Origin of the sequence: Nostoc sp., from assembly GCF_036918015.1 — a bacterium.
In the GTDB taxonomy this organism is placed as follows: domain Bacteria; phylum Cyanobacteriota; class Cyanobacteriia; order Cyanobacteriales; family Nostocaceae; genus Nostoc.
Map to the genome: position 1 here is coordinate 68,305 of NZ_JBALEO010000103.1, position 23,012 is coordinate 91,316.

A 23,012-nucleotide genomic window follows, 5' to 3' on the forward strand; every position below is an offset into this window, starting at 1 on the left:
AAATTATCGTCAAAATGCAATGAAATTTTGCATTTTTTTTATCTTCATTCTAGCGATTTAGCTTGCCTTAAAATCAGCAATTTTTTGCGATTTTTCGTCTTCATCTATCTGGAGGTTATATAAATCATTTTTAGCCAAGCAAGGCGCTATAAGTTTGACATAAAATCTTTTCCTCATATCTAAGCCAAGAGATAAATTACTGCCAATAAAATTTTTATTACAACTATTTTTTATCTGGTAAGTATACCTATAAAAAGAATCGTATATTTTAATTTTGTCGGCAGTGTGTTTATTATAGCTATTATTTACGCACTTTAAATAATCTTCATTTAGACACTAACTAAGCTATTTTTCATCCTTTATAAAAAAATTACAAAGAAAAAGATATGCATTTGAACTTTTGCTTAATGATATTGATACATAACAGGATGCTAAACTCAAAAACTTGTTAAAAAAAAGATTCCAATATCTAAGTACATCAGTTAGGTTCGATTCAAGCAGTCTTTGTAGATAAATTTTTAGGTCTGTGTAGTTATTTATACTGAGCAATGTTTAAATAAAATGACTAGAAAACGATGAAAATACAGGTACTTCATGAAATTTAGGTAAAGTTAGCTTCTTATGATTGGTCGTTTATTAGTATTGACACATACATGAATATTCATTACAAAGTGCTGCGCCCTGATAGCTAGGCGGATGACGAAGACTGAGTGGAACCGGAAACGCTCTGCTCGGACTAAAAGATTGCCTATAAGCTATGGGGTATTAGATATAAAAGTGAAAATCCTGAGTACTTTTTACTTCACTGAAACAGTCAAATAATGCGCCCTTACTTCAATCTTCCCGTTTCGCTATGGGGTAAGACAGTACTCAGCACCGCAGAATTAACCTCCGTTGGTAAAGAGAAGAGGGGTAAACGTTAAAAGGCAAAGCCTTCCCCCTTTTCCCCTATCAAATTACAGTTTCAGTCAATATGCCAATCAAATACATATCAACTTAATTTCTCATATCGATAATTTGAGATTCAGGATTGCGGCAATTCATGCAATTACTCAAATTTAAGTTGGGGCATAAGTTGGAGAGTGCCAATACCTAAATCTTTAGGTGAAAGCGATCGCCCTTCAAACAAAGCCATCATATCTCGTAACTGAGGATTGCCACGGGAGGCTCCCGTTAGTCCTTTGGCAATGATTAAGCCACAGTAGCCCTGAGTATTTTTACACCGCTGATTCCATTTTTTCCGGGCTTCGACATGAATCGGATCTTCATCTAAAAATTCACCGAATAGGAACAATTCGCCATTTTGAGTTTGCAATAAACCCAAGTCATAGCGATCGCCATCAAAAGGATTGGCACCTGGATTAAAGCAAATTGCTCTCAGTCCGCCCGTTGCTTCAATTCTTTCAATTACAGTCTTCGCCTTGGGCCGAGAGGTTTGAATTAGAATCACCGGCAAACCGTCACCCACTTGTTTGATTTCACTAGCTTGGTGGTAGCTGACCCCCTTTCGCAGAGAATCCAACATTTCCCAGGACACTACACCTAAGCTGAGGAAGGAATCTTCTGGTATCAAGTCATCTCGCAATGATTGGAAATCAAGGTTGTCAATCTCCTCGTCATCAATACCAAAACCTGCCATTTCCTCTAATTCTGCTGCTAACTGCGGCATGGTAGAGACTGTCACAGGCACTGATTTAGTTGATTCTTCCGACTGCGGTAGAGAAATGCGATAGCGACGGCCCAGAGTAGGGAAAATCTCCTCATGAAGTTGGCGACGGTGATCGCGAATAAAGCGGCTCAGGCTTTCGATCGCAACCAAGATTACCAATGCCTCTTCGTCATACAAAACAGACCTTAGTCCTTCTAAGGGGTGGATATTACCAAAAGTAGGGTCAATTTCTGATAATGGCAGATCCGCCAAATCATCTTCTTCATCGTCATCTTCATCGGTTTCGTCAACGCTCTCAAAAGTGAGAAACAGGCAATCTTGCTTAAGGAACGCTTCTTCTAGATGCTCTGTTGATTCTTCATCCGTTAAAACTGCGGCGCGAAACTGTTTTAAAGACTCTTCTGAGCGATAAAACAAAATCCCATACTCCATTCCCAGCATTCCCATAACTGAGGCGTAGAGTGTGCCAACATCCCACTTATTAATCTCGATTGACAAAATTTGCTGTTCTTCCAAAAATTCCCAAGGTGCTGCTTGCCAAATCGCAAATGCTTTTTCTCGCAAGATTTGTGCATACTGCGGGGGTAAGTCGGGGGTTTGACTATCGAGGATGTCGGCGAATCCACGAAATAGTTCGTCAATTAAAGGCAGTTCTGGTGCATAGTCAATAGCGATATCCAAATCTTGCAGCACTCCCCGCAGGTAAAATTGGATCTCGCGGTCTTTGACTACAATTCTTTGAGGTCTAGCAGGTCTTGCCGGACTCTGGGGATGCTCCATTGCTTGCATTAAGGTGCGAACTATTGCTTCTGGGCCAATATCTGAAGCTACCACGTCCATTCCTCGGACAACACCTTGGGAGAAATCTACCCAAAGAATGCATTCTCCCTTTGCCTCTGAGTCTGACAGATGGTTTGGTGATGACAACGGACGGCGATCGCCCTCCCATACAGAAGGAATTTGAGTTAATTTCTTCAACCGACGACTGGTAGAGCGATTAAAACTTGTCATAGAGATCAAAAGAAGCAATTTGGAAGTAAACTTTGGGAGCTAGGGCTAGCTAGCCTCGGATTAATTTTTATGGCTGCACCTGAAGGGTGGTTGCTTCTGTTGCTGCCGTAGGGCTTGAATTTTAAGAATACCGAATGTATAAACACATTAAGTCTCTCAATTCTAGAATAAAAATCTTTGGCTACTTTTGACAGAGTGTTTACAATTTGGCATCTAGAAACATCTAAGCCGCTAGAATGAATACAAAAACACTTAACGAGCAACCCAGAAGCATTAACAAGCCGATATAGGGTAACGCTTATACTAATTAAGGAGTTGAAAAGCAGATGACACAAGCAATTCAGGCTCAACAACGCGGAATTCTGTTGAGCGAAGCCGCATTGCACCAGGTAAAATCCCTCCGGGACAAGCAAGGCACAGACTTCTGCTTACGGGTAGGAGTGCGTCAGGGTGGCTGTTCTGGGATGTCTTACATGATGGATTTTGAAGATACCAGCAAAATCACTCCTGATGATGAAGTTTTTGACTATGATGGCTTCAAAATTGTCAGCGATCGCAAGAGTCTGTTATATCTCTACGGTTTAATGCTCGATTACAGCGATGCCATGATTGGTGGTGGTTTCCAATTCACTAACCCCAATGCTAATCAAACTTGTGGTTGCGGTAAGTCATTTGGGGTGTAATATTGTCAGTTGTCATTTGTCCTTTGTCATTTGTCTTTTGCAAATGACCAATGGCCAATGACTAATGACTAATGACTAATGACCAATGACTAATGACCAATGACTAATACAGTTGAATCCCTGTTTGATACAGGTTTAGAACGCTATAAAGCAGGAGAATCAGCAGAATCTTTAATCCCTGTATTTAAAGAAGTGTGCGATCGCGCTCCTAAAACTAGTGCTGCTTGGGTTTGTTTAACGTGGTTGTATCTACTCGATAACAAACCCAATTTGGCTTACAAAGCTGGACAGAAGGCAGTCAAGTTAAATCCACAAGATCCCCAGGCTAGAATCAATCTCGCCCTAGCAATGCTGGAAACAAAGCAAAAAGGTTTGCGGGAACACATTGACATAGCACAGCAGTTGATTTTTGTCAACGAAGAATGGAGTGATGAAATAAAAAATAGTATTGAGGACGGTTTAAGTAGAAAACCAGATTGGCAGAGTTTGACAAAAGTCAAAAATTGGCTGTTTGAAAAGTAGAGGATGGGGACTGGGCACTGAGGACTATGAGGACAAGAGGGCAAGGGGGAATTTATTGAAGTAAGTCTCTAGGTTGTCTCTTCCCAATCCCCAGTACCCAATCCCCATTACCCCTTATCCCCAGAGGGGGCCCCACCTTCCCCAATCCCCAATCCCCAATCCCCAATCCCCAATCCCCAATCCCCAATCCAATCATGAAAGAGAAATTGTTAAATTGGCTAAACATGGTTTTAGTCGCCGATGTTTTTTTGGTTTTGTTTGGCTTTGGTTGGTTAGCGATCGCTGCGATCGGTGATGCCGCAGGAGTAAACCTGGGTTTGGATTTATGGCATCAACTGTGGCAACCCTTGTTTAACCCAGCAATTGGCATTCTCATGGGCGGTGCCATTCTTAGCGGTATTATCAGTTGGGTTTCCAAAAAATTTCTTTCTAGTCAATAGACTGGGGACTGGGAATTAGGGACTGGGGACTGGGTAATGAAAAAGAAGCAGATTAGCACGGGTAAAATTTCTCTCCTCTGCGCCTCTGCCTGTTTTGCCCAATCCCCAGTCCCCAGTCCCCAGTGCCTTTTAATTAAGAATTTGTGTTAATGCCGGTTGCAAATTAGGATATTTGTACTCAAAACCTGTTTGCACAGTGCGTTTTGGGATAACTTGCTGACCTTCTAAAACTACTATTGCCCCGTCTCCTAAAAGGGCTTCGATCGCAAAAGCAGGAACAGGCAACCAAGAAGGGCGATTCATCACTTGTCCCATAGTTAGGCTTAAATCTGCCATTCGGACTGGGTTAGGGGCAGTGGCATTATATACGCCTTCTATTTCCGGTTTAGTTAAAGCTTGCAAAATCAGGTTAACTAAATCGTCTACGTGAATCCATGAGAACCACTGCCGACCACTGCCAATAGGCCCGCCAGCAAAGAGTTTGAAAGGCGGAATCATTTTACCTAAAGCACCACCATTGCCCAGAACAATCCCAAAACGCAAAATTACCAGTCGCACACCAGCATCTTTTACTTTTCTCGCTTCAGCTTCCCAGGCTTGGCAGACTTGGGCAAGAAAATCGTTACCAGATTGACTTGTTTCATCAAAGGTAGCCGTTTCACTGGTGCCGTAGTAGCCAATAGCTGAAGCGTTAATTAACACAGATGGTTTGGAGTTAGCATTGGCTATTGCTTCAACTATTTTTTGTGTACCTAACTTCCGGCTATTGAGAATTTCTTGTTTCCGTTCTGGTGTCCAGCGTCCTTCACCAATAGGTTCTCCTGCCAAATTAACTACGCCATCACAACTAGCGATGACACTTTGCCAAGAACCAGATGCATTTGGTGTATAGGCAACAATTTCTACATTAGGGAAAGCCTCAGAGGGAAAAACCTTTTGAGCAAAAGTGGTATTCCGAGTTAATACTACTATTTTATGACCTTCCCCCTGTAATCGTTGTACCAAACGACTACCAACAAATCCTGTTGCCCCAGTAATTGCGACTTTCATTTTCTACCTCAGCCAAACCTTTATTGTAAAATTTTTGATCAAACTTTCAGCTTACCAAAGAAGGCAGAGGAGCAGGGGAGCAAGGGAGCAGAGGAGCAGAGGAGCAGAGGAGATATGTTTTAGAATGCAAGTTAGTGTCACTATAACTTTAATGAGTATTTGAACTCCTTTAATGAGTCTTTGATACTCATTAATGAGGCTTTGATATTCATTAATGAGCCTTTGAACTCCTTTAATGAGTCTTTGAACTCCTTTAATGAGTCTTTGATACTCATTAATGAGCCTTTGAACTCCTTTAATGAGGCTTTGATACTTGCAGACGTAGCTTGGAACTTTTCCCCCTGTTCCTCTGCCCCTCTGCCCCTCTGCTCCCCTGCTCCCCTGCCCCTCTGCCCCCTGCCCCCTGCCTCTTCATTGACTGTATATCTGGTAGTACCTGCTAGTACCTGCTCTCAAAAACTTTGATTTTTTAATGACTTTATATTTAGATACTTCGGTATTATAGGATGGACGGAGTGTTGCAAGGCTTGGGGCTATTATGGCTCGCTATACCTGTTCATTTATTGTTTCTGTTCCTAGTGACCATCTGTTGCCGTTACTTGTAGAACTTCTACAGGACTGTCAGTTGGATATTCAATATCACACAGCCGAATATATTATCGGTCGTGAGGTTCCTGGAAATGTTCCTTTTCCTAAATTAATAACGGTAGAAGTACTGATTGATAAATCAAAATCTACTGAAACAGAAACCCGGATGAGTATTGTGATTAAAAATGAAGAACTACCAATTCACCTAGATAATTACTGCCGACAAATGTTTGAGTTAATCAAGCAATCTATTGAAAGTAGCCGTCATTGGCATTTGATTGAAAGTATTGCAGGATAAGCTTTGGTGATTGAATTGATACTCCCACGGCTTGAAGTTGTGGAAGTGTCAGACTGTAATTGGTAGTTATAATTCACTTTTCTACTCCTCTAAATCCTCGGCCATACCGGGGTTTATTAGTGTAATATCATACTCACTCGAATCCGTTTGTCCTAAACGCTGAGTATTTCTTAAAAGGTAATAAATGGCACGTACTTGAGGCCCAAAAACGATCTCGTCTTCATTTCTGAGATCGTGGGCTGGTATCTTGCGTCCATTAATCATCAAACCATTAGAACTAGGCTTACCTTTGGCATCGCCATCTACAATCCGGTAATAGTAGCTATGACTATTATGCTCTCGTGGCAATCTCACTAATGTGGCATGGCGGCGGGAGACAAACTGCGACATTAAACGGATATTACATTCGCGGTCTCTACCAATAGAGTAGACAGGGTGCTCCAAAGAAAATTCTTTGCGACCTTGATCGTCTTCAATAATCAGTAGATGGTTTTCATTAGTTTCTGCTGCCATTGACAAATCGGTGAAACTGTAATTGATTAAGATTTGTTTAGTATCGTATCTTGCCATTTTCGCGCACCATCAGTCTGTGGTGCTAATCTAAATAAGCTTTAAAATTGCATAATACCTTGAAAGAGTAGAACATGGCCGTTCTACTCCAGTAGCTATGATAGCTTTGGTAAGTGTCTTAATCTGACGACTGACTCCTGAATTCTGTTTTGACAACCAATATTTGTGGTGGCAAATTGGACGTGTAAAGGAGTATTTTACGGGCGATGAGCGAATCGCCGTAATAATATTGAGTTGGTGACGACGCTAACAGAACTAAAAGCCATCAATGCAGCAGCACCAGACGGGTTAAGCACAAAACCCAGACTAGGGAATAAAACACCTGCTGCTAAAGGAATGCCAAGTGTATTATATGCAAAAGCCCAGAATAAATTTTGGCGGATTTTGTTGAAGGTGGCGCGACTAAGCTGAATAGATTCGACGACATCGTTTAGGCGATCGCGCATTAAAATAATTTCAGCAGTTTCCATCGCCACATCTGTCCCGGAGTGTAAAGCAATTCCTACATCAGCTTGGGATAAAGCTGGAGCGTCGTTGATTCCATCTCCTACCATTGCGACTACCGAGTGCTGAGTGCTGAGTGGAGAGTTAGGAGTTAGGAGTGAGGAGTTAGGAGTTTTCTTTGTCCCCTTGTCTCCTTGTCCCTTTGCCCCTTCTAACTGGAGGGACTGTATTGCCGCGGCTTTTTTAGCTGGGGGAACGCCTGCTATTACATCAGCGCTATCTAATCCTAATTGTTTGGCTATGGCGCTAGCTGCTTCTTTGCGATCGCCACTGAGCAACATTACCCGTAAGCCCATCTGACGCAACTTATCTACAGTGGATCGAGCATCCGATCTGAGGGTATCAGAAACACCAATTAGTCCGGCTAAAGTTCCGCCAATTGCTACACAAACGACTGTTTTACCATCTGTTGCTAAATCCTGTGCTACCTGTTGTGCGGTTTCGTTAATGGCAATGCCGTGCCAACTCAACCATTCGCAGTTACCCAACAATACAACTGTGCCTTCTACCACAGCAGACACCCCTAGTCCTGGTTCCGTGTGAAAATCTACAGCCTCTGGAATAGATAACTGTTGCCGCTGTGCTTCTTGCTGAATTGCTTTTGCTAGGGGATGGTGAGTACCGCTTTCTACGGCTGCTGCTAGTTGAATAAGGGATTGGGTATTGTTATTCTTCTCCTGCTTCTCTGCTTCTTCCCCATTACCCCTTATCCCCAGAGGGGGCCCCACCTTCCCCAATTCCTCAATTAGCAGACAATCTGTGACGATGGGATTACCTGTGGTGAGAGTGCCAGTTTTATCAAATACTACGGTGTTTAACTGGTGTACTCTTTCTAAAACGTCGCCACCTTTGATTAACAAACCTCGTTCTGCACCCATAGCAGTTCCCACAAGAATGGCTGTTGGTGTGGCAAGTCCCAAAGCACAGGGACAGGCGACTACCATAACTGCGATCGCTAGTTTTAAACTGATTAGGAGTGCTGAGTGCTGAGTGCTGAGTGCTGAGTAGTGAGCTTCAAGTGTAGCGTGGCTCATCATTTCCATGCCACCAGACATGGTGATATCAGTCCAGATGTGAGTGCCGAAAAAGTACCAAAATCCAAATGTTAAGACAGATGCTGTCAGCACGCCGTAGGTAAAGTAACCAGCTACTGTATCTGCTAATTTTTGTACTGGGGCTTTCCGAGTTTGAGCGGCTTCTACTAGGGCGACAATTTGAGCTAGAGTTGTATCACTTCCAGTCCGGGTTGCTTGAATAGCGATCGCTCCTGACTGGTTTAGTGTCCCCCCTGTCACCATATCTCCTGGTTTTTTGATTACTGGCACTGATTCCCCAGTCAACATGGATTCATCGACCGTTGTTTGACCAACTACCACTTCACCATCAACGGGGATTTTATCGCCTGGTAGCACTTGTAAGCATTCACCGACACGCACTTGTTCAGCAGGAATCTCAACACTAGAAGAACCCATTCCGGCTTTCTCTGGGTTGGCAATTAATCGCGCTAAGAGTGGCTGGAGTGCTAGCAATTTCCTAAATGCAGCCGCCGCGCGACCTCTAGCTTGTTGCTCTAATGTCCTTCCTAAGAGAATAAAGCCCAGCATCATTACTGGTTCGTCAAAAAAGCACTCCCAACCCAATTGGGGAAAAAGCAGCGCTACTAAACTAGCAATGTAAGCTGTCAGCGTTCCTAATCCCACTAGGGTGTTCATGTTAGGCGCATTTCGCCGCCAGCCCAGCCAGCCATCTACTAAAATCGGACGACCGGGAATTAACAGCGCCACTGTCGCCAGTCCACAGTGAAACCAGATGTTATTTAACACTGGCAGCACTGAGCTACCAAGATTACCAAAATGTCCACTTCCCGACAATATCAGCAACACCGCTGCGATCGCTAATTGCCATAGAGAAGAACGCATTTCTCGGCGTTGTCGTTCTGCTGGATCTGGTAAGGTCGATATTTCGCCCGCTATGCCATTAGCTTTTCGGGGTTGAGTCGGGAATCCAACGGCTGTTAATCGCTGTGCCAGTGCATCTGCATCTATTGCACCAACTTCTGACTCTACAACTGCTACCTCTGTGGCCAGGTTCACACAGGCACTCTTAACACCTGGATGTTGGATCAGCTGTCGCTCTACTGCGTTCACACACCCAGCACACTTCATACCCCCAACATCTAGAATAATCTTCTCTAGGATTGGGTCAGGTTCTAGGGCTGGCTTAGTTTTCGGGACAAGTTGCATGGCTTGTGTTTAGATTCGCTACAGAAATTCAACGCCTGACTAAAAGCGTCTCTAATTCGAGCGTAGGCTAAATATGGAACTATGACTCAATGTCAACCATATTAAAATTCTTAATTTATCGTACTTTGTTGAGCATGAACGACTATCGCTGTACTTAATTCAACGTTCCAAGTTCCCAGATTTCTCTGTAGAGTTTTTAATTTTTAATTTTTAACTCCCCTACAGGGGGTTGACATTTCCAACGTCGATAAGTCACATAAATAATCGCTGCCACCTGTATTGGCGCGATCGCAATCAGGTTTTTGAAGAAATAGTTGATTTCTAAATGAGACATAACACTGAAATATCCTAAGCCTAACAAGAAGAACATTGCCCAGTTAAGCTGTTTAGGTTTGAAAATGAGCATATTAATAAAAATAAATATAGGAGGTAAAAGTGCTATATAACTTCTGCTAAGGGTGAAGCGGAAGGGAAAAAGGATCTTTCTTTGGTTGCTGCCCTTTATCCCTGCGCTTTTGCTGCAATCCTAAGTTGGGAAGTGGATATCATTCTCTGCTTCCAGTAAGAAAGCTATTCTTGCACTAGAACCAGCCCTGCTTATTCACAAAATAGGTACTTACAAATCCTTCAGGGGATTTATTTAAGTAAATCATGCCTTCAATTAGACCTACAAGTTGCATAACTAACAAAGCAACGCCGTAGGTAAAAGAACCCCCAATTACAGAAATCACTAACATGATAAAGCCTTCCGAAGCGTATCCTAGAATAAACTTATGAACCCCAAACGCTCCCAGGATAATGCCACAGTAACCAGCTAGAAGTTGTTTGGTAGGGTGACTGGGGTTGAGATTTGCCATATAAGTGCTGCTCCTTGATAAGTGAGTATAAAAATAAAGTCTTTATTGTAATGGAAGCAAATACATTTACTTGCTTAATAAATAGATTTTTAATTTTTTCAGTCTGAGTAAGTCTCAAGATGAATAATTAAAATCAGCGTGCTTTTATTCCAGAGGAGACGCCAAGATGTCTTGCTGTTTAGTCCGAACTGGTACTCCTTGATGACTTTTGCTGGATTTGACGATCGCAAACCCTGGTGCAGCAGTTTTGCAGATTTTTAGCTCAGATATTTATCTTGAGCAGAATAAATCTTAAATAATCAGCAAAAGCTGCTACATACACCACTTTTTACAAGTCCATCAGTATTATTTCCGGATTCTTTTGCGATGCTTCCAGCGAATGTAAAACGCCATCGCACCAATGGCAAGACAATTTGGCTAGTGGGAATCTAGAAGCGCAAAAGGCATCTTCCATATCTTTCTAACCGCTTTTAGTTACCGATCCCCACTTCCATGAGCGCAAACCGGAATTGCATTCCAATTTATGACAGCTAAAAATGGTTCAAGAAGACAATTAACATCTCGAAAAATGGCTAAAATCTACCCGAATGAGAATGTTAATAGCATTCGTTAATTTGCTTTTGCCATTATCGTAATTGGGTTTTCAGCTAGTATTTATGCTTATAACCAATTATCACTAGTAAATTGTCTCTACCTATGGAGATAAAATCAGATATTTTTGTTTTTGGCAACAGTAGTGTACCTGTATTAAGTACTACCTAAAATAAATAAACTTAATAGTGTACCACTATTCCAAAGGCTGTGGAGGAGCATAGGAGCGAGGAGATTGCGCGATCGCGTGTAAACTACTCCTAAAACAATGCCCAATGCAGTCAGGGGGAGAATTTCCGATAAGCTGAGGTGAGCGATCGCAAACAACAAACTACTAATCAGAATCGATCCCCACACGGGTAAGTAACGAGTTAGAGAGGGTAACAAAAAACCACGAAAGAGGATTTCTTCAAAAAATGGAGCTGCGATCGCCGCTGTGGAGAAAAATATACCAAGTGCGATACTATCTTGGCTTTCCAGAGCTAGTTGCAACAGAGGATTACTCCCACCCTGTCCTTGCCATAGCTGCTGATTAATCAAAGATACCACCACAACTACAGGTAAAGCCGTGCAATAGCCTCCCAGTCCCCACAAAAACCAGTTATCTTGAAAACGGAAGCGAAACCAGAATTCTGGTAGTGGGAAAAAGCGCTTGAGAGAGAAATACAGCACTAACAGCGCACCTAATGCCACCAAGAAGTAACTAACCAACACAGAAAATGCCTGAAGTCGCACATCCAAAATGGGACGCGGGATGGGTAGCAGTGATATCACCAAAGGTACAAAAATTTGCCCCATGAAGAAAAAGCCGATGATAAAAACCTGCAAAACCGTTTCACCACCCCAAGGCGTTGACCAAGGGATATCAGCATTTTGAGCTAATAACGAGGCTTTTCCTTTCAACAACCGTTGAGCAAATAATAAAATCAGCAATATTAAACCAATTAAAGCTGCCAAGGTGGGAATAGTGCCAATAACTGCCAATTTCACCACTGCTTGAGCAGAAGATTCTTGTTGTGCGGCTTTTACTGCTGATAACGCGTCTTGTCGTTGCTGGAGTTGGTATAACTTAACCAAAGCAGTAGAGCGAAACCAACCTTCTAAATTCTTTTGAATTGGTTCTTGAGCATTTGGGAGGATACGCGGAGGATTGCTCCACAGTCCAGTCAATACAGCAGCGGTTTCCCCAAATCCTGGATTAATATCTGAGCGTTGTTGTAATTCGCTCCAAGTCTTGACGGCTATATCCGTCTGTCCTTGCTGTGCTTGTAAGATTCCCAAGCGCAGGTCTAATTCAGCCAGTAATTTTTGTAATTGCTTAAAAGACTGTTGTAACTGTTGCTGTCCCTGTTTAGAGGTTTTAATAGTGGGAGGAGCGTCTGGTAGAGGTTTCGGAGGCGTGGGAGTTATTTCAGCTTGAGAGCGTAATTGTGCAAGTTTGTTGTTAACTTTGTCTAAATTAGCTTGAACTGATTGACGCGCCTCCTGATACTGCTTTGTAGCGCTTTCTAGGGGTTGCTCACCAAGTATTGCTTCCCGAATCGTCTGGAGTTTGTCATCACCGCTATCTTCTGATTGCCAAGCTTGAGCTTGTAAAGCAATATTTGTTTGGTATAGTTCCAAACGACTTTGAAATTGAGGTTCTTGCCAACTACCGAATAAAGCTGAAACTGCCAACAGAACTGCTATCGGCGTCATCACAAAAAATAAAACCAACCGCTTGAGTGTCATCTATCCCCCTTTAACTGACCAGTGGAGAGCGCGTCCCCCTTGGGAATTATCGCAATAAAAAGTCAGAGGTGGATAGATATCATCAATATTAAAAGTTTGCGATGAATGTGCGATGCCTGCGGTTTTTGCTTGCCTATGCACCCACAATGTTAAATTACAGTGGTGTTCTCCCACCTTGAGGAAGCCGATAATCTTTGTTTTGAGCGATGAATAACTCACTACGAACTAGGATTTTATTTTATTAGGACTTACGCAATAACTCTCTGAAACTCTCATTCCTTTGTGTCCTTTGCGTCCTTTGCGGTTCGTTTTTTCATTATTTTGCGTAAGTCCTGTTTATGTTTAATTATGCCTACTTACTGAGTCTCAGCAGTCTAACTTAGATAAATTCAGGATCGAGAAGTTGTTCCATAGTGAAAGGACACTCAAGGGGAAAAGTTTCTATTGGCTGTTGAGTTTCATTTGCGGCATCTCGACGAGCGCGGCGATAATATTTCTGTATCCACTCCCTGTCTTCTAGAAGGTGCTGCAAACTGGGAGTATCTTCCAAGCAATCTTGAATTTTATTTCGGCAGTTTGAGATTGTGTTAATCCAACTTTTAGTTTTTCGCTCTGGTTGATATTGGCATTTGAGTAAGTGTATTAAAAGTAGCTGTAAATAACTTCCAAGTTCCTTTTGTTCACTCCGACCCAAAGCCTGTAGTTCCTCTACCAAATGTTCAACATCTAACTCAGCCCAGCGTCCTTTCTTTAGGCACTCAGCTTGTTGCTGTATCCACACTAGAAAGTCCTGATTGTAGAGTGTCGTTTTACTCATCAACAGTTACCCCTTTGTTTTCAGCAACATTTTGCTTATTTTTGCTCAATCTTGACCCACGAATAATCTCACAAAAGTAATCTAGCAATTACTCCTCTTATTAGCATCGTCATCTTGCAGGTTGTGTTGGGTACAGAAACCGCTGATATCTGGGTTGAAAATAAATTCGTTTTTGAGTTGAGATTCACCATGTACTTGATTAGGCGTGTACCCTAAATTATCGATCCAAGTTATAAATTCTATTACGTATGGCTGATTTGCTGTCGATTTATGTCCTTGGTTTTTATGAACAAGTGGAGTGAGCCGATCAGGCAAATGAACAGGCTTGTCACCGAAGTAGTAGAAGTGCCGTGACATCAAAACATTTATACCGCCTAAATCTGTTTCTTGATTACTGATGTCATGAACACTTGGTCGCAATACTGGTTGTTCTCCTTGGCTGTAATCATAGATGCAATCACCAACACGATACTCAAATTTTTCGCTGTTCCATTTTGGAATTTTGTGAGGACTATGAATTCGGCAAAACTCGTCGTATTTTCGCAATGTCATTTTGTCCGTTACCTGCATTGCATATACAATGCAATCGGTAATATTCCCAATTGGTGACTGTGTAGAACCAAGTCCTACAACCCAATCTCCAATGTTTGCGGCTCGTCGGATAACAGGCTTGCAAATTGCGAGAGTGCAAAGTTCCCAGAATGGGTTAGGAGCCGCGCCATCATCATAACGTAGGCAGTAAGAGAAGAGTCTCATCAGTACAAAATTACTAAAGTGTCTAACTACTACACTATGGCGCACACTGCGGTTCGATACGCGTATTTATGTATTTTTTGTTACTGGAAATTCCAAAATAATGAATAGTGAAGAATCAAAATTTTAATCCTTGACTCTTCACTTTTCATACCTCATTCCATATTTCTAAGATTCTCTTCCCGATGCCCAAGTATCACGCCATTTGACAGTACCTTCTTTCGCAATTACCCAACGACGATTTACGAGATTTTCGCGTAGAGGCGATCGCCCTTCCCGCCACATGGCATATTTATAAGCAATTAGCTTACCAGCACTTTCATCAAAGGGAATCTCGGCAAACCAAGTATTGGTGTTGATGTACTCTAAGGGATAGGCTTTACTGATATCCCAGTTACCTAACTCTGGGCAATCTCCTGTCACCACAATGATTTCACCAGGTTTAGTCTCTACGCCATTGAGTTGGACGCGGACAATTGTTTGTGCTTTTATTCGTTCGCCAACGTGGCTGAAAACAATCACTCCCCGTTCTTCTAGTACTAGATCGTAAATCTTGCCATCTTTCACCTCATACTTGTTGCGAGTCACCACGCAGGTATGTTCGCCATCGGGCAATTCTGTTTCTACTTCTGGTAAAGTAACTTCTCCTCCCCGGTTTAAAGCGACAAAACACGCAGAGTCGCGATAGCGGCGTACATAGCAGTAAACATCCGGTGTTAAGTATTTTTGCCAGTGGCTACCCATTGACACCGCTGGATTCAGTCGTCGTAAGCCAGACAGCAGCCTGATGCAACGATAAATCTCACTCTCAGTATCCCAATTTTCCATCATTGGGCGGTTGTACGGGTCGTTGCCGCCATCAGTGTCGTTATGCAGATACTGTTCTGTGCCGTAATATATGCAGGGAATGCCGCGACAGGTCATAATTAAGGCGATCGCAACCTTCAACATCGCTGGATCTGGGTTCAGCGATTGGAAACGGCACATATCGTGGTTATCAATGAAGGTAACTAGCTCTGTTGCCCCCTTGTAGCAATGATCTTGGTCAAAAATATACTGAATTGTTTGGAATCCGTTTTCTGAACCTTGCCCTAGTGCGGCTCGAATTGCCACGCACAAACCAAAGTCTAGAAGTGTCATGCCTGAGTGATTGGCAAATTCCACTGAGCGATCGTCAGTTGGATTACTATAAATCCATTCACCAAAAATGAATACATCTGGTTTGTGATTGGTCATCTCGCCAGTGAATTCTTGCCAAAACCAGATCGGCATGTGCTTAACAGTATCCACCCGCAGTGCATCTACACCCCGGTCTAGCCATTGTTTAATTGCTGACTTAATATACTCCCGATATTCAGTATTGTTTTCATTAAAGGTTGCTAGACCAGATAGTTCACAGTTTTGTACTTGCCAATCATCTTCCCAATTTTGCACTTCGCCATAGTGGTGATACCAATTATTGACATCATCATTGAAATCAGCAATTTTGACACCATCATCATACAATTCACCTTTACTACCGCTAGTATCAGGTGTACTATGGTTGCAGACAATATCCAGCACTAGCTTCATATTGCGCTTGTGCATTTCTGTAACTAACCGATCGAAAGTTGTATTTTTTTCTTCTTGAGTAGCATTTAAAGAAGGGTTCTCTCCCTCAGCAATATATCGAGGATTTAGCCTTTTAAAGTCTTTTGTCCAATAGCCATGTATTGCTGCATTGCCAACAAATAACTCTTCAACTTGCTCGAACAGTGGAGTTAGCCAAAGAGCGGTAACTCCCATATTTTTGAGATAATCTAATTTATCGATGACACCTTGCAAGTCGCCACCCCAGTACTTACCCCAATCCTGTCTAGTTGGATCGTACAGTTCTGAGTTTGCACCTTCGCTGTTATCTGGATCGCCATCATAAAAGCGATCGACTACGAGAAAATAAATTGTTTCCTGACGAAATTCAATATCTCTGGTGTAAAGGAACTCTAGAGCAATCTCAATATCTAACTGCGGTTCTTGTATAAGAGCTTCTACATTTTCCTTTGCAGGATCTACTTTATATTGATCTGGTGAAAACTGCGATGGTGGGGTTTGTACCATAAAAAACTCAAAATTTCATCTAATTCACACTTGCAGAACCAACAGTACAACGTTTCGAGTATTGTGTGTCACTACAAACTTCGGTATTGTGACATCCTGCCTACGGTGTAGGTATCTATCGCTAGCTAGTTTATAATTCTATCGGTAGATATAATTCATCTGCTAGAGAATAAATATAGAAAGCTATAGCAGTTATCTACGATAATTGCTCGATCGCAACAATTTACAATATTTAATCAAATTGACTTGCGGTAAATATTGAGCCTAGCTCGTGTTTAAGTGTATATTCGACAACAGATTTTAGAAAACCTCAACTCCTGGGAAATTAGTTGTCAATAAAGTTTTGTTACACCCGATCGATACTGAGTAAACCACGTATAAGCCAACTTTTTCTCTAGAAGATTCGCTCCATTGGTAAACTGACCATTGTCACTTTCAATCTGTTATTACTATCAAGGAATTAATTTAGGTAGCAATTATGACCAAATATGACAAGGTTTTTAACTCACCAAAGACATCAGAGGAATCACTAAGTCCAGAGGAAGCGGTGGCGGCGATCGCAACTGTGACTGCGATCGCTGATTCATTTATTGAAGAGGTAGATGCAGAAAGTTTAGCGGGTATCCTCTGGGAATTCGAGGTTTTCGAGGAATACTCAGAAGATGAAATTACAGAAATAGTTGATAGACTCATCTCCATTGCCGAAGAAGAGGGAATTGGGCCCCTGTTTAATGCCGCCAAAGTATCTCTCTCAGATGAATTAGTGCTAGATGGTTTTGCTGCTGGGGTAATAGTGCTTTTAGACGACGACCTCGCCATCCCCAAACCGAAACAAATCTACCTGAAAAAGCTACAAGCAGCTTTAGAACTTGAAGATGAAGAAGCAGAGGAAATCATCAAGGAGGTAATTGCAGCTTTTAAAGAAGCAGAAGATGAAGAATATGCAGACGACGATGATGATGATGAAACAGTGGTCATCGAAGATTTTAGCGAACAGACATATCAATCTCCTTTAGGTAATTTTACCGTACCGATTCCGGTTGAACCGCAGCAGGGTGGTAGAATTCAAAGCCAAGAAGGAGTAGTTGGCTTTTCTGATGACATTGGTACTTTACTGAGAATCGATTATTATCCTTTCCCCCTAGAGCAGTTAGAGGAATTGGAGTCTGTTGGACAAGAAGAATATTTACAAACGATTTTAGTAGACAAGTATATACCCCAAGCGATTTTTGCCAATGTACCAGATGCTTCTGTGGAATATACCGAATATCTGGAAAATACTTTGCGAGGCGCTTACTACGTGTTAATTGATATGCCCAAAGGTTCCACAATTTCTAAGCAAGAAAATAATGGAACTGCAATCAGATTAGATGCGTACCGGGGTTTGCTCGCCTTTATCAGTGGTGAATTTTTGTACATAGTTAGTAGTCAGCACAGCTTTATTAACGGCGAAATTCCCGATTCTGTTGAGGAAGAGGCTGAAGACATCAAAGAAAGTATTTTAGAGTTTGTTGAGACTATAGAGTTCGCTTAGTAAAGTATTTCATTCATTCCAAAATTCAGGAGTCAGAATTCAGGAGTCAGAATTCAGGAGTCAGAATTCAGGAGTCAGAATGGGCTACGCCCGCTGCGCTAACAGAAGTAAAACAGGTTTTGTACCTGGCTTTGAGACTTAGTTTGTGTACTTCACTAACTTGAAATCTGCTGTATGTGCTGAAAAAGAATGGAGAGACGTAGTACTGCTACGTCTCTACAAGGGTTCTGGATAACGCATATTTAATTTCACCAGAGTATATTCGCCCTGGCTTCGCTTATGTGATGTACATTTGGAAAGGGCAATGTCTGACGACAAGTTCGGAGAAGACAAGAAGTCTCCGGCTCTGCACTGGGTGTCTACGCTTATAATTTTTCATGACAATAACCCTGCTGAACAATCGCTATCAAGTTATCCAGGTAATCGGCGCTGGTGGGTTTGGCGAAACCTTTCTAGCAGAAGATGTTCACATGCCTTCTCGCCGTCGCTGTGTAATCAAGCAACTAAAACCGATAACCAATAATGACCCGCAAACCTACCAACTTATCCAACAAAGGTTTGAACGGGAAGCGGCAACCTTGGAGTATTTGGGTGAAAGTAGTCACCAAATTCCCAAACTCTACGCCTACTTTTCTGAGAATGGACAATTTTATCTCGTCCAAGAATGGATTCACGGCCAAACCCTGACAAAAATTGTCGAAGCCAAAGGATTTGAGAGTGAAACTGCTGTTCGGCAAATTCTCTTGAGTCTGCTTTCAGTTTTAGATTATGTTCACAGTAAAGGCATTATTCACCGAGATATCAAGCCAGATAACATTATTCTACGTTCTGTTGATAACGAGCCAGTTTTGATTGATTTTGGTGCAGTCAAAGAAACAATCCGTTCAGTGGTGAATTCTCCAGGATACCCCACGCGATCGCTTGTTATTGGTACGCCGGGATATATGCCTAGCGAACAAGCCGTTGGCCGCCCAGTTTACGCCACTGATATTTACAGTTTAGGTTTAACGGCAATTTATCTGCTGACTGGCAAACACCCGCAAGAACTAGTAACCGATCTAAAAACTGGGGAAATACTTTGGCAGCAGCACGCCCCTAACGTGTCTTCTCAATTGGCGGCGGTACTCAATCAGGCAATTAAGCCTCATGCTGGCGATCGCTACAGCACTGCCAGTAAAATGCTATATGCCTTGCAGTCTGCTAGTAATATACCTACTGAGTTAACTACCAATACTCCCACAGTTAGTTTTTCTCCCAATGCATCGACTCGACAAACTCAGCCATTATATTCTCCGCAAAACAATTCTGCGATTCCAGGGTCTTCCACTCCTGGAAACTGGCAAAAATCTGCTGTGATTATTGGCAGTTTGCTCATAGGTGGCTTGATTGGTGCAGTAGCAATTCCTAGCATCATTCGTCAGCAACAACCAGAAACAACCATTGGTACAAATCCCACGCCATCACCAGAATCTTTTCCCACTTCTGAATCTACCGAACCGCCCGTTTCCTCCCAAACTTCTCCAGTTCCAATTATCCCTAGTTCATCACCACGACAGCGACCAACCTCTAATCCCCCAGTTGTACCTATACCACAGCCAGAAAAAGATCCTATAACTTCAGAGACTCCAGCGCCCGTAGTAACATCCACACCACAGCCAGAACCAGAGAATGAGGCAAGTGCAGTTCCCACACCAGAAGCGCGTTCTACACCACAAAACAAGCCGCGCAGTAAATTAGCTGCCACTGCCAGCAGACAAAGCGTTCCCGCATTCCCTACAGGTACAACAAGAAACATCGTAGAAGCTACCCTCGGCAAACCAAATCAAGATTTAAGAGGCGCATGGGGCAAGACTCGTGCTGTCGTTTATAAACTTGTGCCAAACAAAATTGACCTTGGCTACTTATTCGATCGTAATTCTAAAACGCTGCGTCAAACTGAAGTATCTTTTGCTCAATCGGTAGACCCAGAAGTAATGGAGACTACCTTGAATGGAATGTTAGCAGGGCAAGCCACTGAAGAAATTAAGCAGGGACTCAAACAGGTACAACAACGTCAATCGGATAATTTTAGTTTTAAAAATGGCTCAGTTAAAGGTCAAATTATCCGCCAACAATGTGATTTTATTTACATCAGCATTTGGGATGCAGATTTACATGATTTTGTAGATCCATCTACAGCCAAACAGTGTTAACTTTCTGGCAAACACCATTCTCAAAAGTTAGATTTTTGTATCCTACAAGACAGACTCAGGATTCAACATAGTGATTTAAAAACTGATTTTATTCGGCTACAATCAAGATAATTTCAGTCTTCCCAAACACAAAAACCCAATTTTTAGAATTAGTGCATTTGTTCGCTAGATTTTGCAACTAAATCCATAAAAATCTGTGTTTCCCATTCCCCATTCTTTATTTTCAATTCTTAATCTTCATAAAGTTATAAATACCATTATTAAGTTTTTAATAATACTTGTCTCAGCTTCTACATTCATGTCGTAAAGTTCGATTGGAATTGTGTAATCTGAAGACAGCAAAGCTAAATTATTCAATTGAGGTCTGATGACTCCTACAATCATGCGTCAGCTTTGGTCAGTGGTTGAAACCGCTCAAGCCAAGCTACTTTTACAACTGGATGATGCTACCTTGGTGCAGTGGTTAGTGAAACAAACCGAAACGCAAGTGTTGTTAGATTCTAACGAAACTGATTTTCTTAGCCACTACATTCAATCTCGACTAGCCCTTATACGCGATCTTGCCCATGAACGACAGTGTTCATGATGCCTAGGTTGGGCTACGCCAACGCAAAATCAAGATAAATAGATCGATCGTCAAGCGTTATTACTGTTGACTATTAACTTTTTGGGACAAATAACCTTCCACTAAGCAGTCAGAGCCGACTACACGCCAGCGAACACGTTCTAAAGACAACGCCTCAGTCATGGTAGTAAAACCTAAATCGCCCACTGGTGTGGGAGCAATACTACCACCAATGATTTTTGGGGCAATAAATGCTAAAACTTTTTGTACTGCTCCTTGAGCGATCGCACTAGCAGCTAAAGTACCACCACACTCCCACAGCACGCTACAAAAACCTCGTTCATATAAGTACGCCATTGCCTTATCTGGTGTCAGTGACGCTAATTCCACTACCTCCACACCCTGCTTGAGCAACAGTTCTTGAAAATCGGGGTTAGCACCCTTCTGTGTCAACACCAAAGTTGGAGCATCCGCAGTTTGCCATAGATGGGCACTTGCCGGTAAGTTGAGATGGCGACTCATCACCACCCGCAGGGGATTATGTGCCCCTACCTGATGGCTGGTTAAATAAGGATTATCTTGTCGGACTGTATTACCGCCGACAATTATGGCATCACAAGCTGCCCGCACTAGATGTACTTCACTGCGGGCTTCTTGACTTGTCACCCAAGCGCTATGACCAGAGGTAGTAGCAATTTTGCCGTCTAAAGTCATGGCATATTTTAAAATTCCCATAGGTCGCTTATAGAGAATCCGATGCACAAAAGCTTCATTTAGCTGACGGCAGGCTTCCTCTTCTACTCCAACCAATACTTCGATTCCCGCCGCCCGTAAACGGGCAATGCCACCTCCAGCTACCAGCGGATTGGGATCAACCATACCCACCACTACTTTTGCCACCCCTGCTTCGATCAATCCTTCCGAACAAGGGGGAGTACGTCCATAGTGATTGCAAGGTTCGAGGCTGACGTAGATTGTTGCACCACGCGCGCGATTCTCCTGAGGAGAGGCTGCGCCAACGCCTGCTGCCCTCAAGGCAAACACTTCTGCATGAGGCTCACCTGCGCGAGGATGAAATCCTTCGCCGACAATCTCGCCATCCTTGACAATCACCGCTCCCACTAACGGATTGGGCGAAGTCCGCCCTAAAGCGCGACGAGCCAGTTCCAAACACCGCAGCATCATGCGAGAGTCAAAGTCAGTTCCTACCTTTTGCTTCGGTGGTGAATTCGAGCCAGCTGCTGACTCCACTATTCGTGTATTTTCCTGAGTGTCATTTGGTAAGGATGCATCTGCTTGAGCGACCACTGGGGAATTATCCATAATTTTAGGCAACACTGTCAATATTCTGCACGCGATCGCGCAGCCTCTCCACAAGAGAATCGCGCTTTGCTCCTGATAATTAAACAGTAATATCTAGGCGCTATTATTGGCTGTCTCAATTTACATGAGTCTGTAATATTCACACTTACAGTTAACTGTAGCTTGAATCAATATTGCCAGAGGTTGCCCAAATTCCATAAAGATTTAGGTTACAGGGTACAAAAGATAATTTTCTTTACTGTCACCTGTAACCTATCCCCTTCCTAACTCCTAACTCTTGTACAGACGCGATTAATCGCATCTCTACTCCTAACTCCTGTACAGACGCGATTAATCGCGTCTCTAACTTTACTATTGCTCCAACAATTTCATCCGTTGCCACCAAAGATTCAACGGATAATAGACCACAGGTGCCCACAAACTACTCAGAATGGCAGAGGCAAGGGCGACGCGCTGATAATATGTCCAAATATCTGTCACCTTGCGCTCATTGCCGAGCAAAGTTAATTGCAACCCAAAGATAGTTTCTGCCAAAACTGCCAAAACAAAGACAATTACAGCAATCGAAATAAAATCTTCTTCGATAAAACGCTGTTTCTGAAGTAGACCAGTTAAAGCCCCCACTATACCTAAACTGATGGCATGAGTCGGGCTAGGTGATGTCATCGAATCTTGAAGTAGCCCCAGAACTATACCTGCCAATGCTCCGGCAAACACCGTGCGCTTCACACTCCAAGCTACCACCCAAATTAATAGCCAGTTAGGGCCAATTCCCAACAATTCCATACCTGGGAATCGGGTTGGTAATAATAGTAAACATAATAGTACAGAACTAGCCGTCACGATCCAACCCAACAACTGACGTATACCGGGATGCCAACGAGCAAGCGGCTGGATTCGGAATTTCGATTTTCGCTCTGACGATTTTGGCTTTTTCTGCCTGCTAGCACCAAATGCAGGAATCTTCATTTTTC

At 42.6% G+C, this 23,012-nt stretch carries 20 protein-coding genes; 7 read left to right on the forward strand and 13 right to left on the reverse strand.

Annotation, left to right across the window (positions count from 1 at the left end; genetic code table 11):
• Window positions 1–1,048: 1,048 nt before the first annotated feature.
• The gene (locus tag V7K61_RS33800; protein ID WP_335060559.1) at window positions 1,049–2,680 is read right to left on the reverse strand and encodes a DUF6930 domain-containing protein; all 1,632 of its coding nucleotides are present in this window, start codon (window positions 2,678–2,680) and stop codon (window positions 1,049–1,051) included.
• A gap of 326 nt (window positions 2,681–3,006) precedes the next feature.
• Between V7K61_RS33800 and V7K61_RS33805 the strand changes: the two genes are divergently transcribed.
• The 3 genes from V7K61_RS33805 to V7K61_RS33815 all read left to right on the forward strand — a co-directional run bounded on the left by V7K61_RS33805 (window position 3,007) and on the right by V7K61_RS33815 (window position 4,325).
• Window positions 3,007–3,363 carry an iron-sulfur cluster assembly accessory protein gene (locus V7K61_RS33805; RefSeq protein WP_094352468.1) on the forward strand — a complete coding sequence of 119 codons (357 nt, stop codon included), beginning with the start codon at window positions 3,007–3,009 and terminating at the stop codon, window positions 3,361–3,363.
• Window positions 3,364–3,462: 99 nt separating this feature from the next.
• Window positions 3,463–3,885, forward strand: a complete 423-nt coding sequence (locus V7K61_RS33810) for a hypothetical protein (RefSeq protein WP_334936378.1) — start codon at window positions 3,463–3,465, stop codon at window positions 3,883–3,885.
• A 194-nt stretch (window positions 3,886–4,079) separates the two neighbouring features.
• On the forward strand, window positions 4,080–4,325 hold the full coding sequence (locus V7K61_RS33815) for a hypothetical protein (protein ID WP_335060561.1): 246 nt from the start codon (window positions 4,080–4,082) through the stop codon (window positions 4,323–4,325).
• A gap of 129 nt (window positions 4,326–4,454) precedes the next feature.
• Here the strand turns inward: V7K61_RS33815 and thyD are convergent, their stop codons facing one another.
• Window positions 4,455–5,375 carry a thylakoid membrane protein ThyD gene (gene thyD / locus V7K61_RS33820; protein ID WP_335060563.1) on the reverse strand — a complete coding sequence of 307 codons (921 nt, stop codon included), beginning with the start codon at window positions 5,373–5,375 and terminating at the stop codon, window positions 4,455–4,457.
• 538 nt (window positions 5,376–5,913) lie between these two features.
• Between thyD and V7K61_RS33825 the strand changes: the two genes are divergently transcribed.
• The gene (locus V7K61_RS33825; RefSeq protein ID WP_289798874.1) at window positions 5,914–6,261 is read left to right on the forward strand and encodes a hypothetical protein; all 348 of its coding nucleotides are present in this window, start codon (window positions 5,914–5,916) and stop codon (window positions 6,259–6,261) included.
• Between the two features lie 81 nt (window positions 6,262–6,342).
• On the opposite strand, the gene V7K61_RS33830 is transcribed toward V7K61_RS33825, so the two are convergent.
• From V7K61_RS33830 to V7K61_RS33870, 9 genes are all read right to left on the reverse strand, one after another.
• Window positions 6,343–6,831: an FHA domain-containing protein gene (locus V7K61_RS33830; RefSeq protein WP_335060565.1), complete on the reverse strand. Its 489-nt coding sequence runs from the start codon at window positions 6,829–6,831 to the stop codon at window positions 6,343–6,345.
• 197 nt (window positions 6,832–7,028) lie between these two features.
• On the reverse strand, window positions 7,029–9,578 hold the full coding sequence (locus V7K61_RS33835; RefSeq protein WP_335060567.1) for a heavy metal translocating P-type ATPase: 2,550 nt from the start codon (window positions 9,576–9,578) through the stop codon (window positions 7,029–7,031).
• Window positions 9,579–9,774: 196 nt separating this feature from the next.
• Window positions 9,775–9,912: a hypothetical protein gene (locus tag V7K61_RS33840; RefSeq protein ID WP_335060569.1), complete on the reverse strand. Its 138-nt coding sequence runs from the start codon at window positions 9,910–9,912 to the stop codon at window positions 9,775–9,777.
• Window positions 9,913–10,159: 247 nt separating this feature from the next.
• Window positions 10,160–10,435 (reverse strand): TM2 domain-containing protein, encoded by a 276-nt coding sequence (locus V7K61_RS33845; protein ID WP_334843085.1) that lies wholly within the window; start codon window positions 10,433–10,435, stop codon window positions 10,160–10,162.
• Window positions 10,436–11,182: 747 nt separating this feature from the next.
• Window positions 11,183–12,757 carry a CPBP family intramembrane glutamic endopeptidase gene (locus V7K61_RS33850; RefSeq protein WP_335060571.1) on the reverse strand — a complete coding sequence of 525 codons (1,575 nt, stop codon included), beginning with the start codon at window positions 12,755–12,757 and terminating at the stop codon, window positions 11,183–11,185.
• Window positions 12,758–12,976: a hypothetical protein gene (locus tag V7K61_RS33855; RefSeq protein ID WP_335060573.1), complete on the reverse strand. Its 219-nt coding sequence runs from the start codon at window positions 12,974–12,976 to the stop codon at window positions 12,758–12,760.
• 160 nt (window positions 12,977–13,136) lie between these two features.
• Window positions 13,137–13,574, reverse strand: coding sequence for a DUF29 domain-containing protein (locus V7K61_RS33860; protein ID WP_335060575.1), 438 nt, complete (start codon window positions 13,572–13,574; stop codon window positions 13,137–13,139).
• 81 nt (window positions 13,575–13,655) lie between these two features.
• Entirely contained in the window at window positions 13,656–14,330 is a 675-nt protein-coding gene (locus V7K61_RS33865) for a hypothetical protein (RefSeq protein ID WP_335060577.1), read from the reverse strand.
• Between the two features lie 165 nt (window positions 14,331–14,495).
• Window positions 14,496–16,424 carry an alpha-amylase family glycosyl hydrolase gene (locus tag V7K61_RS33870; protein WP_335060579.1) on the reverse strand — a complete coding sequence of 643 codons (1,929 nt, stop codon included), beginning with the start codon at window positions 16,422–16,424 and terminating at the stop codon, window positions 14,496–14,498.
• Window positions 16,425–16,902: 478 nt separating this feature from the next.
• Between V7K61_RS33870 and V7K61_RS33875 the strand changes: the two genes are divergently transcribed.
• The 3 genes from V7K61_RS33875 (at window position 16,903) to V7K61_RS33885 (ending at window position 20,736) form a co-directional block, all read left to right on the forward strand.
• Window positions 16,903–17,958, forward strand: a complete 1,056-nt coding sequence (locus V7K61_RS33875) for a hypothetical protein (protein WP_335060581.1) — start codon at window positions 16,903–16,905, stop codon at window positions 17,956–17,958.
• A 377-nt stretch (window positions 17,959–18,335) separates the two neighbouring features.
• A complete protein-coding gene (locus V7K61_RS33880; protein WP_335060583.1) occupies window positions 18,336–20,150 on the forward strand; it encodes a protein kinase domain-containing protein in 1,815 nt (604 codons plus the stop codon).
• A gap of 367 nt (window positions 20,151–20,517) precedes the next feature.
• Window positions 20,518–20,736 carry a hypothetical protein gene (locus tag V7K61_RS33885; RefSeq protein WP_094352484.1) on the forward strand — a complete coding sequence of 73 codons (219 nt, stop codon included), beginning with the start codon at window positions 20,518–20,520 and terminating at the stop codon, window positions 20,734–20,736.
• 60 nt (window positions 20,737–20,796) lie between these two features.
• Here V7K61_RS33885 and ribD read toward each other — a convergent pair whose 3' ends face one another.
• Together ribD and mreD are read right to left on the reverse strand one after the other, a co-directional pair.
• On the reverse strand, window positions 20,797–22,038 hold the full coding sequence (gene ribD / locus V7K61_RS33890; RefSeq protein WP_335060630.1) for a bifunctional diaminohydroxyphosphoribosylaminopyrimidine deaminase/5-amino-6-(5-phosphoribosylamino)uracil reductase RibD: 1,242 nt from the start codon (window positions 22,036–22,038) through the stop codon (window positions 20,797–20,799).
• Between the two features lie 351 nt (window positions 22,039–22,389).
• The gene (gene mreD, locus V7K61_RS33895; protein WP_335060586.1) at window positions 22,390–23,007 is read right to left on the reverse strand and encodes a rod shape-determining protein MreD; all 618 of its coding nucleotides are present in this window, start codon (window positions 23,005–23,007) and stop codon (window positions 22,390–22,392) included.
• Window positions 23,008–23,012 lie beyond the last annotated feature (5 nt).

Excerpts from the sequence above, each read along its gene's own strand:
- V7K61_RS33800 (WP_335060559.1), bottom strand. The coding sequence starts at position 2,680 with ATGACAAGTTTTAATCGCTCTACCAGTCGTCGGTTGAAGAAATTAACT.
- V7K61_RS33805 (WP_094352468.1), top strand. The coding sequence starts at position 3,007 with ATGACACAAGCAATTCAGGCTCAACAACGCGGAATTCTGTTGAGCGAA.
- V7K61_RS33810 (WP_334936378.1), top strand. The coding sequence starts at position 3,463 with ATGACTAATACAGTTGAATCCCTGTTTGATACAGGTTTAGAACGCTAT.
- V7K61_RS33815 (WP_335060561.1), top strand. The coding sequence starts at position 4,080 with ATGAAAGAGAAATTGTTAAATTGGCTAAACATGGTTTTAGTCGCCGAT.
- thyD (WP_335060563.1), bottom strand. The coding sequence starts at position 5,375 with ATGAAAGTCGCAATTACTGGGGCAACAGGATTTGTTGGTAGTCGTTTG.
- V7K61_RS33825 (WP_289798874.1), top strand. The coding sequence starts at position 5,914 with ATGGCTCGCTATACCTGTTCATTTATTGTTTCTGTTCCTAGTGACCAT.
- V7K61_RS33830 (WP_335060565.1), bottom strand. The coding sequence starts at position 6,831 with ATGGCAAGATACGATACTAAACAAATCTTAATCAATTACAGTTTCACC.
- V7K61_RS33835 (WP_335060567.1), bottom strand. The coding sequence starts at position 9,578 with ATGCAACTTGTCCCGAAAACTAAGCCAGCCCTAGAACCTGACCCAATC.
- V7K61_RS33840 (WP_335060569.1), bottom strand. The coding sequence starts at position 9,912 with ATGTCTCATTTAGAAATCAACTATTTCTTCAAAAACCTGATTGCGATC.
- V7K61_RS33845 (WP_334843085.1), bottom strand. The coding sequence starts at position 10,435 with ATGGCAAATCTCAACCCCAGTCACCCTACCAAACAACTTCTAGCTGGT.
- V7K61_RS33850 (WP_335060571.1), bottom strand. The coding sequence starts at position 12,757 with ATGACACTCAAGCGGTTGGTTTTATTTTTTGTGATGACGCCGATAGCA.
- V7K61_RS33860 (WP_335060575.1), bottom strand. The coding sequence starts at position 13,574 with ATGAGTAAAACGACACTCTACAATCAGGACTTTCTAGTGTGGATACAG.
- V7K61_RS33865 (WP_335060577.1), bottom strand. The coding sequence starts at position 14,330 with ATGAGACTCTTCTCTTACTGCCTACGTTATGATGATGGCGCGGCTCCT.
- V7K61_RS33870 (WP_335060579.1), bottom strand. The coding sequence starts at position 16,424 with ATGGTACAAACCCCACCATCGCAGTTTTCACCAGATCAATATAAAGTA.
- V7K61_RS33875 (WP_335060581.1), top strand. The coding sequence starts at position 16,903 with ATGACCAAATATGACAAGGTTTTTAACTCACCAAAGACATCAGAGGAA.
- V7K61_RS33880 (WP_335060583.1), top strand. The coding sequence starts at position 18,336 with ATGACAATAACCCTGCTGAACAATCGCTATCAAGTTATCCAGGTAATC.
- V7K61_RS33885 (WP_094352484.1), top strand. The coding sequence starts at position 20,518 with ATGACTCCTACAATCATGCGTCAGCTTTGGTCAGTGGTTGAAACCGCT.
- ribD (WP_335060630.1), bottom strand. The coding sequence starts at position 22,038 with ATGGATAATTCCCCAGTGGTCGCTCAAGCAGATGCATCCTTACCAAAT.
- mreD (WP_335060586.1), bottom strand. The coding sequence starts at position 23,007 with ATGAAGATTCCTGCATTTGGTGCTAGCAGGCAGAAAAAGCCAAAATCG.